Source organism: Chloracidobacterium sp. (genome assembly GCA_016715795.1).
In the GTDB taxonomy this organism is placed as follows: Bacteria; Acidobacteriota; Blastocatellia; order Pyrinomonadales; family Pyrinomonadaceae; genus OLB17.
This window is the reverse complement of the sequence record JADJXP010000001.1, coordinates 817,982-832,745: the sequence shown is the minus strand read 5'-3', so window position 1 is coordinate 832,745 and position 14,764 is coordinate 817,982. Positions and strand designations below refer to the sequence as shown.

Below are 14,764 nucleotides of genomic sequence, written 5' to 3'. Positions count from 1 at the left end.
AGAGTCAAGCGGAAATGAAATTGAGAATTTACTGAATGAATATAAGAAGGACGCCGCACGGGTCCCAAACGTGGAATATCTTTGTATCACCGATTGCTTCGGGTTCGTCGTAGCGAGCATATCCATAGTTGCCTGAGTCAATGACTTTTTTTGCATGATCATACCAGACGTCAACTGATTCGACCTCAAACTTCATCATGAAGTTTTCGGCCCAGTCTTTAACGTAATAATTTTGAAGGCGAAAAACCGCTCCCCCCAGCCTGCAGTCCATCGTATCGCTCCATCCCTCTGTCAGATCAAACCCAAGCGCCGAATAGAACCTTTTCGACACATCAAAATCCTTCGCAGGCGTATAAATAACTAATTCTTTGACGGTCGGTATCATCGTTTGGGAAAAGTATCATTAAGCGTCTTGGTTTGGCAAGAAAATGGCTTAATGGCATTCGTTCGTGTCGCAGCAGGTCTTGCCGCGAATTGCGTCGACACCCTCGACGCTGCCAGCAAGAACGCCTGCCGAAACAGCTATGATGCCTTCGACAGAGTTCCAGATGATCGTGAGAAAGGCCAGAAACCTGCCCTTCCTCACGCGATCTATATGGTTTAATACGCTGTCCATCAGAATCTTATTTCACACTTTTCTATTCTATACCGCGTTCTTTTTAAAACCATGCGAAGAGTGTCGGTAGGATTAGAAGAGTCAATGGCGTCGAGGTTATCAGTCCGCCGATGACCACGGCTAGCACACATATATCGTGGTCAGACACAAAGCTATCGTCAACGGCCGTTTATTCCTGCCAGATGCCGATATTTCGTGTGCGTGTCCGCATCCCATGTTTTAGTCGTTAACTCTACCGGCCTGCGCCCGGCGTCCGAATATTCCCCATCCGTAGCTTGCCAGCGCCAGAGCAATAAGAATGTACACTGTCATCGAAACGACATACCAGATTGGCGTGAATTGAATTCCAAAGATGGTTATGTCCAGGCCCGAGATCAAAATTACTGCGCTTGAAAAAGCGTGGAAGGCTTCGGCATCACAAAAGAATTTCGCAATCTCTTTTTTTTAGCAATAGCCATCACTTCTTACCCTCCATAGGCCCGCTTGATCCTGCCGTCAAAATTGCTCGGCCTTCACCCACAGATGTGCTTATAAACTGATCTAAAAGCCTGACTTTCTTAACATTGTCATTCATTATCTTAGAGACCCAATTCTGATAAAGGAATTTCTTAATGCCACTAAGATTAGTTCCGTGAAGACCATAAAACTCATCCGGCGAATCGAAAACACCGTAATCCCGAACAATCCCTTCATTTTGAATGAAGGTATCGCATTCGTCCCAATTTGTTTCGAGGTTGTCAAAGTTTTTCACGTCGACACCGAACCCGCAGAATGGCCCTTTTTTTTCTCTGAATTTTGACTTTAAGCCCTTAAGATAACGATCATCAAGTATGAGACCCTCCAAGCGATACCACTTTTCGTCGAAAAAAACTTCGACCCAACTGTGCAGGATCTCTGCCGGGGCGATCAGATAAGCGAGCCCATTTATCAACCCTTTTTGCAGTTTCTTGTGAATCCTAAATCCGTGCAGTCTACAAGGAACTCCAACCGCCCTGAGGAGCGCCATAAAAAGAGTGTTTTTCGTATTGCATTGACCGAAGCCGTCTGCTAGCACGTTGGAGGCCTTGATATTGTCGGACGAATTGTATCCGAATGGAATGTCGTTTTGAACAAAAACGTATAGGGCCGCAATCTTCTCTTTCTGGCTAAGCGTCCGCCAGCCTCTCTTATCTACAAGCTGCAATATGGCTTTGCTGTCAAAGTCAAGGATTTCTGTTTTTCTTAGGTACTGTTCCATATCCTTTTGAAAAGGAAAAATATCTTTCGGGCCTGCGCGGTCTTCGACAAGTGCTCCAGAACGTCCTTCGTCTTAAGTTCAGGGCCTTGCCGTTGCTTCTTTCTCAAATTCCTTCTTAATCAATAGCCTCCCCTTCAAACTTTAGCAGCCGAAGACTATTCAGTATGACCAACACGGTCACGCCGACGTCCGCGAAGATAGCGAGAGCAAGGCTACTCAGACCCAGCACGGCCAGTATGACAAAAAGCAATTTGGTCAACACGGCCGCCGACGTGTTGAGGCGAATCGTTGCGATCGTCCTGCGTCCAAGACGCACCAGAAAAGGAATCAGCTCTAGACGATCATTGAGGATCGCGATCGACGAAGCCTCGATGGCTGTGTCGCTGCCGGCCGCTCCCATAGCGATCCCGACATTTGAGAGAGCGAGCGCGGGAGCGTCATTGACGCCATCGCCGACCATAGCGGTCGCTCCGTATTTCTGCAGCAGTTCTTTAATAGCGTCGGCTTTGTGATCGGGAAGCATCTCAGCGCGAATATTAGTGATGCCTACCATCTTCGCGACCGCCTCGGCCGGGGCTCTGTTATCACCGGTCAGCATTACCGTTTCGATGCCTAACTCCCGTAGATCGGTAACCGTTTGCCGGCTTTCCGGCTTCAGTTCGTCCGTGAGAGCGATCACCCCCTCGATTCCACCATGACTACTTACGACGATAGATGTCTTCCCCTCCAATTGAAGAGCATCTACTCTAGCGACAACTTCATCCTGCACGGAGTGTTCTTCGGATATAAAAGGGAGTTTCCCGATACAGTGGTGCTTGTCATAACAGACGACACAGTCCGCCTGAGCACCTTTCCCCATAACGGCCCGAAAGTTCTCCACGCCATGGATCTCAAGTTTCTCGGACGTAGCAGCGTCCACGATAGCCTGTGCCAACGGGTGTTCTGAGTAGGCCTCAATGCCGGCCGCACACGCAAGCAAATGCTCGCGGGTATTGTTGCCAAATGGAATAATGTCGGTCACTTTCGGCCGGCCATAGGTCAGCGTCCTGGTTTTATCCATCGCAATGGCTTTGACCTGGCCGATCTCTTCGATGTATTTCCCGCCTTTGATCAATGCCCCGCGGGACGATGCGTTCCCAATGCTGGCGTAGATCGAGATCGGGGTGCTGATCACAAGAGCGCACGGGCAGGCGATGACCAGAATTGTTATCGCTTGTTCGAACCACGGATTAAACGGCTGTCCCAACAGCAAACTTGGGATCATGACTAGCAGAACGGCGATAAAAATTATGGAAGGCGTGTAGTAACCGGCGAAGGTTTCGATAAATTTCTGTGTTTCGGCCTTTGTCTTAGTTGCGGCAAATGTTGTTTCAATGATCTTGGCAAGGGTCGAATCCTTTGCGAGCTTTGTGACCTTTGCCTCCAGATAACCTTGCAGGTTCAGCGTTCCCGCAAAGACAAGGTCGCCCTCGTGTTTGTCCTTGGGAAGCGGCTCGCCCGTGATCGTTGATTCGTCAACCGACGACGAGCCGAAGACGACTTCGGCGTCCATGGGGATCATGTCAGACGGTTTTAAGACCAGAATGTCGCCGATGCTAATCTCTATAAGCGGAACGTCGCTGACTTGCCCGTCCGCAGTTTTGATCGAGGCCATTTTCGGTGCGCGGTCAACCAGAGCCTGAAGGGCCGATTTGCTCGTCGCAATTCCGAATTTCTCGAGTGTCTCGCCTAACGTGAAAAGCACCACGACCACTGCCGCTTCCGGGTATTCGCCGAGATAAAAGGCCCCGAGGACAGCAATCGTCATCAGCAGATTGATGCTCTTAAAATTAAGCTTGGTGAGTGCTTTAAGGCCGTTCCAGAGCGTCCGCCAACCGATCGCGAGGATGATCGACGCAAAAAACACCGCCGCAACCGGGCCGGAAAAGCTCTCGCCTACGGCATATTTGAAAACATCGACCTTCGTCAACGAAAAGATCTCAAAGACCGCAACGATCGCTACGCTGAATATCATCCAGCGAAACTTTTTATCCTGCCAAATGGAGGTCTTTTGAGAAGGGGCGATCCCTATATTGCCCATATACACTTTTGGTTATCCAGCGAGACTTACCTCATTTCTGTAGCTCTTCGTCTATCAACGCTCTCAACGGCGCCTCGCCAAAGCGAGCCGACATTCGTCCATTAACAAAAAAAGTGGGCGTCCGCCGCGCTCCGAGGTCTTGGCCGTCCTTTTTGTCCTGTTGGATCTTTGCGTCGAAACGTCGTTCGTTCACCGCCTGCCGAGCGGCGTTCACGTCAATGCCCAACTCCTTGGCGTACTTGTCGAATATCTGGTTGATGCTTGGCTCCGTCGCGTCGGGAGGCGCTCCGTGTTTTGTGCCCCATTCTGCCTGCTTTTCAAAAAGCATCTCCTGCGCCTGCCAGTACTTGCCCTGTTCGCCAGCAACCTCAAGAAAAGTGGCTGCAGTCATTGAGTTCGGGTGGAGCGGCATATATCTCGAGACGAGTCTGATCTTGCCCTCGTAGTCTTTGAGTATCTTCTTGAGTATAGGATGAAACTCAGCGCAGGATTCACACTCTGGGTCGAAGAACTCGACCAGAGTGATCTTGGCGTCCGCAGGGCCGAGTTTCCAGTTCTCGGGACGCACAAGCGGTGCCGCCGGGGTGGCTCCCGCATTTGCGTCATTTGCCGGTATTCGCACCTTCTCGACGGAGGTATAGTAGTATCTTGAGCCGACATATGCGGCAACGATGACAACAAGCGCGATGGCAACAAGGATAAGCAGTGGTTTTTTCATAAACGTCCTTCCCGTGTCTTATAAAGCACCAGACACAAAGTGATCGCGGCAAATGCCGCAAGTCCCATTAAAGGGATGGTGATAAATCCGAGCCATTCAATCTGAACGGCGTTACAAGGAACGCCCTCAGCACATGGTGTAATACTTTCAGGAATGAATCCATAGTAGAGCAAGTTGTGATATATCGAGATGATAAGTCCGGCAATGCAAAGCGGTAAGGCGTAAAACTTCATGCGGCTGTCACGCAAAACGATTCCCGTTCCAATGATGAGAACAAGGGGGTAAGCCGCGATCCGCTGATACCAGCAAAGAACACACGGCGGCAGCAACATTACCTCGCTAAAGAAAAGACTGCCAACGACGGATAGCAACGCAATGCCCCATGCAGTGTAGAGCCAGACTTGATTGGGTTTTCCACTTCGCTCGAAATTGCTCATTTAAACTCCCAACTATAAATGTGTTTCGTGACATGCAAAGCCCTCGCGTTCAGTTTGGGCTGTAACATGAGCGATCTTAAATTCATGTGTGCAGCAATCGTGAACGCGGGTCAGAACTTCGTCGTGTTCGGCTTCTGCGGCAAGTACGGCGTGAACGCTCAGAGCATTTACGCCGGAAGTAAGCGACCAAACATGAAGATCGTGGATCTCGGCAACGCCTTCAATCTTGGCAAGGTTCTCGCGAACGCTGGTAATATTAACGTCAGACGGCGTCCCTTCGAGCAGGACGGCAACTGCATCTTTGAGCAAAGCCCATGTCCGAGGGAAAATGAATAAACCTATGCCCGCCGAAATCAGCGGGTCAGCATAATACCAACCCGTCGTAATCATAATGACGCCCGCGATAATGACTCCAACGGACGTAAGCATGTCTGATAAAACCTCGAAATACGCGCCTTTTAGATTGAGGCTTTCTTTCGAGCCGGAACGTAGAATAAAAACACCGGCGACATTTATCACAAGGCCGACTCCGGCGATCACAAGCATCGTTCCGCTTTGAACTTCGGGCGGACTACGAAAGCGGTCGTAAGCTTCGTAGAGAATAAACATCGAGATGCCGACAAGCACGACTGCATTTGTAAGCGCGGCGAGGATTTCGATGCGGTAATAGCCGTAGGTTTTTTCCGGCGTTGCGGGTCGCTCGGCAAACCATATCGCGAGTAAGGCAAGTCCCAATCCGCCGACGTCAGTGAGCATGTGTCCGGCATCCGCAAGTAACGCGAGACTGTTTGTCATTAGTCCGCCAACGACCTCGGCTAGCATATAAAGCGTCGTCAAGCCTAAGACAATTATCAAAGGCTTTTTGTTTTTGCCCGACGCTGAAATCTCGTGTGTATGTCCGTGGCCCATCTATTTATTTACTTATTTAGAATCTGAATCTTCGATTGGTTCGTCTTTTTTCTGCCTTGGCCCGTCCTCGCTGCTTATAGCCCCTGACCCTTTTTTCACCTGGATATGTTCTGATCCCTCGTTTGTTCAAATAAAGCATCAACCAGGCTAGCCCAAACAGCAGCCCAGCTCCGATCAATACCCCGAAAAACATTTGAATTTGGCGTTGGGAAAACATCTAAAATATTGCTCAAATTAAAGTCGAATCCTCAATATTCAAAACGACAACAAAGCCGTCGCCTTTTCGGCCAGTGTGGGCGTGTTCCTTAATCGACGCAATGATCGGATTAACCATTTCTTCCTCTGCTACGATCTCGATCCGCTTGTTTGGCTTGAACGGGTTAATAGCATCTTCCGCCGTTTTGACACGCTGGCCATAGCCTTCGGTGTCGATGATGGTCACGCCGGGAAAGTGTTCCATGTCCTCAAACGCCACGATTAGCCTGTCAATCACGAACGGCCGCACGACGGCAACTATCAGTTTCATATTTACGCTCCTTCAAATTCTCCTTCGGGGTCGCGTTCCAGCCAATTATAGAGCATTGGCAGAACGAGAAGTTTCAATACGGTCGAAACAAGCAGCCCGCCGATAACAACGGTTGCTAGTGGACGCTGGACCTCGGCACCGGCTCCAGTGGCAATCGCCATTGGAACAAAACCGAGTGTTGCGACGGTCGCTGTCATAAGTATCGGCCTTAACCTCGCTTCGGCCCCCTCACGCACGGCTTGAAGAACAGAACGGCCTTCTTCGCGGAGATGATTGATGTAACTGACCATAACCACGCCGTCCAAAACTGCGACTCCAAAAAGGGCGATAAACCCCACACCTGCTGAGATCGAGAAAGGCAATCCAACCACGAAGAGGGCTAGAACGCCTCCCACAACCGCGAGCGGAATGCTCGTGTAGATCAGGATCGCTTGCCGAACCGAATTAAACGTCGTAAACAATAGTACAAAGATAAGGAACAACGCTAAGGGCACGACAATTAATAGCCGTGAAGTTGCCCTCTGCAAATTCTCAAATTGTCCGCCCCAGGTCAGATAATATCCTGCGGGCACCTTGACGTCTTTTTCAATTGCAGTCTGAGCCTCTTTTACAAAACTGGCAATATCGCGACCGCGAACATTTAGCTCGACGCCGATCCTTCTTCGAGTATCTTCGCGGGAGATCTGTGCGGGGCCTTCCACGATCTGCAATTGTGCAAGCTGTGACAACGGAACTCTCGCACCGGTAGGTGAAGGAACAAGCAAATTGCGGATCGTCTCTACATCCTTGCTAGAATCCTCACTAAGACGAACTACAAGATTGAATCGCTGTTCGCCCTCGTAAACCTGGCCGGCTTCTTTGCCGGCGATGACCGACTCGATAACATCATTTACGTCTTCCACGTTTATCCCGTAACGCGCGATTGCGGCACGGTCGGGTTTGATCTGCAATTGAGGCAGGCCGGAGATCTTTTCTGCCTTTACGTCGGCGGCACCATTTACCTTGCTAACGGTAGCGACGATTTGGTCTGCGGTTGTTTTTAATTGATCCAGATCGTCTCCGAACAGTTTAATGGCTATATCGGAACGGACACCGGAAATAAGTTCGGCAACCCTAAGCTCGATAGGCTGTGAGAAGCTAAAATTTGCTTGCGGCACATTATCGGCAAGGGCTTTTGACATCTTTTCTACCAATTCTTCACGGGTTGATGCACTTTTCCATTCGCCATGCGGCTTCAACTCAACATATACGTCCGATAGATCGACACCCATCGGATCGGTTGCAACTTCAGCCCGCCCGGTTTTTGATACTACCTTTGAAACCTCGGGAAAGCCTCGCAAAACTTTTTCGGCATTGGTTGCAATAGTGACCGATTCGGTCAACGAAACGCTCGGTAATCGCTGGATCTGCACGGCTAGAGACCCTTCCTCAAGTCGCGGTATGAACTCGGCGCCAAGAAACGGGAACAATGCAAAACTGCTTATTACCACTGCGGTCACGATGGCAAGAGTCTGACCGCGATAACGCAAAATAAAATCGAGAGCGGGAACATAGAGTTTTTTAGCCCAACGAATGAAAATGCTCTCTGTCTCGGCAACTTTGCCTCTCAAAATAAAGGTCAAAGCGGCGGGAACGAATGTAAGCGAAAGAACCAATGCACCTAACAAAGCAAATACCACGGTGAGAGCCATCGGCTTAAACATTTTGCCTTCGATGCCCGTGAGACTCAGTAGTGGAAGATAAACTATTGTGATAATGCCAACCGCGAACACGACTGGACGGCCAACTTCCTGACAAGCTTCGAGAATGGTTCTTTCGGGTGGTTCGTGGGAGTTTTCATGCTGTGCTTCGGCCCGGCGTCTGACTGTGTTCTCTACAACGATCACCGCTCCGTCCACGATCAATCCGAAGTCGAGCGATCCTAAACTCATAAGATTGCCCGACACGTTGAAGATCCGCATCAGGATTGCCGCAAAAAGCATGGATAACGGAATTACTAACGCTACAAGCATCGCACCGCGCCAATTTCCCAAAAGTAAGATAAGCACTACCACTACCAGCAATGCACCCTCGATCAGGTTCTTTCCTACTGTGTGAATTGTGCGAGCAACGAGTTCCGTCCGATCATAGAAAGGAATAAGTTCGACACCCGTTGGCAGGGTCTTGCGGATGGACTCAACGCGCTCCTTGATGGCCTCGACGACTGTTCGGGAATTTTCGCCTTTCAGCATCAGAGCGATACCCGACACTATCTCGCCCTCACCGTCAGAGGTTACGGCACCTTGACGTATCGTCGCACCTTGAACAACCTCGCCAACATCGCGAACGTATATCGGCACGCCTTCTTTTCCGGTCTTTACGACAATGCTTGCAATATCGTCCGGTTTTTCGGCAAGACCGATGCCGCGCAAAAGATACTGCTCTGAACCGTGTTCGATGTACCCACCGCCGACGTTTGCGTTATTTTCGGTAACTGACTTCAGGACATCCCTCAGAGTGAGACCGTAGGATTGTAGCTTCGCCGGGTCGAGACGAACTTGGTACTGTTTATCCAACCCGCCAAAGCTATTGATCTCCGTTACGCCTGGAACGCCAAGAAGCTGTCGGCGAACGCTCCAATCCTGAATCGTTCGAAGCTGCGTCTGGTCGAATTTTCCGTCCGTTGCTCTTAACTCATACTGATAAACCTCACCTAATCCTGTCGAGATCGGCCCCATCTCCGGTGAACCGATATTTTCTGGGATCGTATCTCGTGCCTCGGACAGCCTTTCGAGAACGAGCTGACGTGCAAAATATGTGTCCACTGAATCGTCAAAAACGATCGTCACGGCTGACAGCCCAAATCTTGAAATAGATCGAATCTCAACCAGATCGGGTAAGCCCGACATAGCAGTTTCAACAGGAAACGTCACTTGTCGCTCGATCTCAAGCGGCGCAAGCGACGGAGCGGCAGTCAAAACCTGAACCTGAACATTGGTTACATCGGGAACGGCATCTATCGGCAGTCCTTGAAGGCTGTAGAGTCCGGTACCGACCATTATGGCAACGAGCAGCATCACCAAAAGACGCTGTGTCACCGCAAATTTGATAATTGCGTTGATCATAAATCTGTTTGGTTACTCCTCGCCCAATTCTCCCTTCTGCATCTGCGTCTTTAGCGTAAAGCTGCCTTTTGTGACAACCTTTTCGCCAAGTTTTAGGCCGCCAAGAACGCGGTGATAGCCCTCGACGGCGCTGCCTATTTCGATCTCGCGAACCTCAAAGGCTCCGGCCTCATCAGCCTTCGGAATAAAGACTATGGTTTTCTCTCCGATCTTATGAACGGCGCTCGAAGGAACAACAAGTTCCTCACCTGTAGCCGAACCGGTTCCGGCCTGAAACCCAACTTCGACAAACATACCAGCCTTTAGCCGTTCGTTGGCATTAGCTACCTCGATACGAACGCGGCCTGTTCGAGTTTCTTCATTAAGCTGCGGGTCAATATAGCTGACACGTCCGTTGATAACCCCCTTCCCAAAAGCCGCAATCCGAATCTCGGCGGGTGTTCCTTCAAGCAACGAAGGCATCTGATTTTCCGGCACGTTTGCGATCACCCATACTGTCGAGATGTTTGAAATAGTGAAAAGCGAAGTGCCTGTCTGAACACCCGCTCCGCCGCTCACCATTCGCGCCGTTACAATCCCAGAAACGGGTGAACGTAGCGGGACAGAAGCGACGCTTTTGACCTCCGCGTTTGGAGAACTGACATTCACACCCAGCGCCTGAAGGCTCTGTCTCGTTTGAACGGCATCTACATTGGCCGATTTCAATGCGGACTCGGCTTCCTGAATCTCTTTGTTCAACGGAATATTTCGTTGGAAATCGTACTCAGCCTTCGCAGTTCTGTAATTGGTTTCAGCAGAAACCATGTCTTTTCCCGCACCGGCTCCTAGTTCGATTAACCGTTTGGTTCGTTTCAAAGTAGCGTCCGCCTCGTCAAGCCGGGCTTTTGCCTGAAGAATGGCCGACTGGTTTTCAGCTTGCTTTACCCGATTGAGGCTGTTCTGGGCAAGATCGACTCGTGTAACTGCATCGCGCCATTTCCCGTACATTTCTGCAACTTCGGGGCTCATCACGGTGGCGACAGTTTCCCCTGCGGCCACGCGGTCGCCGATGGAAACCAAAACCTGTTCAACACGTCCGTTTACAAGTGAAGTCACTTGCTGGGTTTGTTGCGGATTCGTTTCGACGGTTCCAGCAACCGTGATCAATGCAACAGCCGGTCGCTGAGTCACTGATTCCGTCGTAATACCCGCAGAAGCTAGGACCTCGGGGCTAAGTTTTACTTCATTGGACTCGTTGTCTTTCTCGGTAGCCGCTTCCTCATCTTTCTTTAACTCCGATTTTCCGCTTTGCTTGAACACGATTAGAGCCAGCGAAACGAATGCAATTAGACCTATGATGGCAAAAGCAATTATCCACGGTACGGCGTTCTTCTTGGGCGTCTCCGCTGTGTCATTATTTGAGTCCCGTTCGGCATTTGATTCGAGCCGGTCCAATTCTGAGGCATCTTCCTCGTGATGCTTGGTATCTTCTGCAATATATTTTTCGGACATGATTTTCTTATTTCTCCAATATAAGACCCAAAGCAATAAACAAGTCGGCTTGGGCGCGGTATCGTTCGGTCATGGTTTCGGTTAGATCGCGATTTGCTTCGAGTAGGCGTCTCTGTTCCGCGATAAGGTCGGTGATCTTTAGTTCTCCGATCTCATAAACTTTTTGAATGGTTTCGATATTCTCGCGTGAACGCGGCAAAACTGCTGTTTCCAACGTCAAAAGCGCTCGTCTCGCAGCCTCGATTCGTTGGAAGGCAGTTATGATCTCGTTCTTAACTATCTGCTCTGAGAACGCTCGTCGTTCCTGTGCCTGTCGGATGGCGATGGCGGCCTCGGCCTTTGCTCCTTGATTTCGGTTGAAAACTGGCAGTCCGATAGAAATTCCAAAAGTTAGGCTTCGATCTCTTTGAAAGAATTCACCTCGCGGATCGTCTAATCCAGCTCGGCCTTGGGTGTATCGTGCGGTAGCGGATATGTCCGGGCGAGATTGAGAACGTATAAGGCGAAGTCCGGCGCTGGCAAGCTGTTCGTCAAGTTCTGCAAGCCTAATCTCCGGCCTGTTTTTTAATCCAACAGCTACGCTTGTTTCGATTGAAGTCGGTAGTAACGGAAACGTAGCAACTGAAATATCCTCAGTGAGCTTTAATGTCTGCTCGTAAGGCAATCCGGCATAGAATTTTAGTTTCGTAATTGCCGCTTGTAATTTCCCTTCGGTTAACTGACGACGAGAACGTAGTCGTTCAACTTCGGTTTGAAGAAGATTGAGTTCGAGCGGTGCCGTATCTCCCTCGTTAACCCGTATCTGAACAAACTGAACAGTTCGACCATCAAGATCCAGAAGCTCCTCTAAAACCTGAACCTCTCGCAACATTGCAAGTGCTTCGGCATATGTCTCGAAAACTTGACCCGCCAATTCCCGTTGTTGAGCCGCAACTTCGGCTTCTTTAATCGTGATCTCAGCTTTCGCCAAATCGATCCGACGGTTACGCTGTCCGTAAACATCTAATGGGACAGAGACGCCAACGCTTAACTCTCGGTCCCCAGGTGAACCCACGAGCCTTCCAGTGCTTTGCTCGATCTCAAGGTTTGGATTTGGCCGAAGCTGTGCCTGTATTAAACGGGCCTGAGCCTTTTCGACTTCGAGACGAGCAATCTTAATTTCGCCATTATTCTCAAACGCTCGTTTGACGATCTCTGCGAGTGAAAGTCCCTCAACCTGACTGTGGTAACTATTGACAACCGATGTATAGAGCAGTCGCCGATCATCAGACGTAAGTGGCCTAAGCGTGGCCACCGCCTGTGCGAAGCTGCTTTGTGCCATCAAAACGACGGCAACAAACGAAATAAACCTGTACATAAATTCCTAATCAAAACTAAAACAAGTAACGCTAAACGACGTACGAAAGGCTACGACGAAACAAAGGCGCAATTGTGGTTATTTGATTAGGATTTTGGCGGCTGCCAAATGGAGTTTTGGTAAGTGGACGTGTTGGGAGTTTTGTAGTCTATGGGCGTTGTCGCGAGAGCCACTTGCACTACCCGTGTCGTAATGCGGGTCGAATGCTCCGCCACTGAAAGGCTGCAGCATGAACAATTACAAAACGGCGAACATTCATCCGACTGAGAGTTGTGATTTGAGGGGTTGTGTTGTTGCGAATAAGGAGACTTATTGTAAACAAAATCATTGACCGTCGCTGCAAAATCCTGACAAGGTTGGGTCAGGAGCAACACGATATAGACAATAAAACTGAAACAAAAAACTTTCATTCGCTTTCGTCTAATTCTCGCTTAATTTAGAGTTTTCTGCAACTTCATCGATGCGAGGCAAACTAAACTTAGCATCATACTAACGGTTATGGGTGCTTGTTTTAGCAATTCAGAGCGAAGAAGGCAACTTGCCCGCAGTTGCGATCGTATCTTCGACGAATGCCCACGATTAAGTAGTAAGAAATTTTTCGCGCCAAATGCGAGATCTTTTCCATACCGAAAGACATTACATGGGCCCGGTATCGTTACTACCTAGCAAAAATTACTTGTTTGAATGGCACGATACTTGCGCTCAAAAAGTCTGTTGAGGTGGACATATACGATCCGAGCATCACGAATCAAGAGGCAACACATTATTCAGCAATGGCAGTAGTCGCTGTATTGAGTCTTGATGTCGTGGCATATTTCCTCTTTTTTCAGAAATAAGGGTAACAGTATGGCTACGAAATTATGCAGAAGAGAATTTACAAAAATAGGGTTGTTGGGAAGTGCGGCATTAATCCTGCCGGGAACTGCTAAGGGGCAAACATCTACGTTTAGCCAGCCTCTAGCTCTTCCGTCTATTTTATCGCCAACCTCGGTGGACGAATCCACAGATTATTACAACGTTTCAATGCAAGCGGGAACTAAACAAATTGTTCCGGGCCTTAATACAACGATCTGGGGCTACAATGGCACTTATCCCGGTCCGACAATTAAGGCTCGGCGAAATCGCCGCGTTGTTGTCCGGCAAACCAATAATTTGGCGGTAAATTCATCGGTACATCTTCACGGCGGACATACGCCCGCGAATTCGGACGGGCATCCTACTGACATAATCACACCGGGAAATTTTAGGGATTATGTTTATCCGAATGATCAACTTCCCGCAACTTTGTGGTATCACGACCATACGATGGATTTTACCGGACGAAATGTTTATAACGGCTTGGCAGGGTTTTATATCTTGACTGATGATTTTGAAGATGCCTTGCCGCTTCCTAAAGGACGTTATGAAATACCTTTGGTGATCCAGGACAAAACATTTAATGCTGACGGCTCGCTCTTTTATAGTAATTCCGGAATGACCAGAATGAACGGATTTCAAGGCAACAAGCTTTTAACAAACGGCGTGACTCAGCCATATCACTATGTTGAAAGGCGAAGATACCGTTTCCGCCTGCTTAACGGCTCAAATGCTCGTATTTACGAATTTGCTTTAAGCAACAACCAGCAGTTTGTCCAGATCGGGTCGGATGCCGGATTGCTTTCCGCACCGGTTTCGCGTTCGAGCATTGTTCTCGCACCCGCCGAAAGAGCCGATGTAATCATTGATTTTGCTGAAGCAAATCACGGAACAAACATAACTTTGCAGAATCTTCGCGGAACCGGAGCCACCGCAGAAGTAATGCAGTTTCGGATAATGCCGTGGCACTATGGTAAAGATAATTCGAGAATTCCGGCGGTATTGCGGCAAGTTGACCGAATTCCGGCATCATCGGCAACTGTAACCAGAGATTTTACATTAAACCAAACGATGGGAATGGGAGGACCTACATTTTCCTTTAATGGTCAACCTTTCAGCCCAACTCGAATAGATGCAAATCCGCAATTGAATGCAACTGAAATCTGGGTTTTCCGTAGCACAACTTCAATGGATCATCCGATTCATATTCACGATATTTCCTGGCAAATTCTTGATATTAACGGTACGCCGCCGCCGGCTTGGGATTTGGGTTGGAAAGATACTTTTCTTGTTCCGGCTCTCGGGACAGTTCGGGTTATCGGGAAGTTTACCAACAATACCGGCGATTACGTTTTCCATTGTCACATTCTCGAGCACGAAGATTTTGCAATGATGGGACAATTCAGAGTTAGCTGAAGTTTTAAAAAGTAGGTT

The 14,764-nt window shown here is 49.1% G+C and carries 12 protein-coding genes; 1 reads left to right on the top strand and 11 read right to left on the bottom strand.

What is annotated here, in order from left to right; translation table 11 throughout:
• Nucleotides 1-28: 28 nt before the first annotated feature.
• From IPM59_03775 to IPM59_03725, 11 genes are all read right to left on the bottom strand, one after another.
• Nucleotides 29-385 (bottom strand): hypothetical protein, encoded by a 357-nt coding sequence (locus IPM59_03775; protein MBK9214705.1) that lies wholly within the window; start codon nt 383-385, stop codon nt 29-31.
• 48 nt (nt 386-433) lie between these two features.
• On the bottom strand, nt 434-616 hold the full coding sequence (locus IPM59_03770; protein MBK9214704.1) for a hypothetical protein: 183 nt from the start codon (nt 614-616) through the stop codon (nt 434-436).
• Nucleotides 617-1,073: 457 nt separating this feature from the next.
• The gene (locus tag IPM59_03765; GenBank protein ID MBK9214703.1) at nt 1,074-1,853 is read right to left on the bottom strand and encodes a transglutaminase family protein; all 780 of its coding nucleotides are present in this window, start codon (nt 1,851-1,853) and stop codon (nt 1,074-1,076) included.
• A gap of 115 nt (nt 1,854-1,968) precedes the next feature.
• A complete protein-coding gene (locus IPM59_03760; GenBank protein MBK9214702.1) occupies nt 1,969-3,894 on the bottom strand; it encodes a cation-translocating P-type ATPase in 1,926 nt (641 codons plus the stop codon).
• Nucleotides 3,895-3,964: 70 nt separating this feature from the next.
• Nucleotides 3,965-4,651, bottom strand: coding sequence for a thioredoxin domain-containing protein (locus IPM59_03755; GenBank protein MBK9214701.1), 687 nt, complete (start codon nt 4,649-4,651; stop codon nt 3,965-3,967).
• Nucleotides 4,648-5,088, bottom strand: coding sequence for a disulfide bond formation protein B (locus IPM59_03750; protein ID MBK9214700.1), 441 nt, complete (start codon nt 5,086-5,088; stop codon nt 4,648-4,650). The genes IPM59_03755 and IPM59_03750 overlap by 4 nt, the downstream gene beginning before the upstream one ends.
• A 12-nt stretch (nt 5,089-5,100) precedes the next feature.
• Nucleotides 5,101-5,997, bottom strand: a complete 897-nt coding sequence (locus tag IPM59_03745; GenBank protein MBK9214699.1) for a cation transporter — start codon at nt 5,995-5,997, stop codon at nt 5,101-5,103.
• Nucleotides 5,998-6,226: 229 nt separating this feature from the next.
• Entirely contained in the window at nt 6,227-6,523 is a 297-nt protein-coding gene (locus IPM59_03740; protein ID MBK9214698.1) for a P-II family nitrogen regulator, read from the bottom strand.
• 2 nt (nt 6,524-6,525) lie between these two features.
• A complete protein-coding gene (locus IPM59_03735; protein ID MBK9214697.1) occupies nt 6,526-9,627 on the bottom strand; it encodes an efflux RND transporter permease subunit in 3,102 nt (1,033 codons plus the stop codon).
• Nucleotides 9,628-9,639: 12 nt separating this feature from the next.
• Nucleotides 9,640-11,118: an efflux RND transporter periplasmic adaptor subunit gene (locus IPM59_03730; protein MBK9214696.1), complete on the bottom strand. Its 1,479-nt coding sequence runs from the start codon at nt 11,116-11,118 to the stop codon at nt 9,640-9,642.
• 7 nt (nt 11,119-11,125) lie between these two features.
• Nucleotides 11,126-12,475 (bottom strand): TolC family protein, encoded by a 1,350-nt coding sequence (locus IPM59_03725; GenBank protein ID MBK9214695.1) that lies wholly within the window; start codon nt 12,473-12,475, stop codon nt 11,126-11,128.
• An 846-nt stretch (nt 12,476-13,321) separates the two neighbouring features.
• On the opposite strand from IPM59_03725, the gene IPM59_03720 reads away from it, so the two are divergent.
• The gene (locus IPM59_03720; protein MBK9214694.1) at nt 13,322-14,746 is read left to right on the top strand and encodes a multicopper oxidase domain-containing protein; all 1,425 of its coding nucleotides are present in this window, start codon (nt 13,322-13,324) and stop codon (nt 14,744-14,746) included.
• Nucleotides 14,747-14,764: the final 18 nt, after the last annotated feature.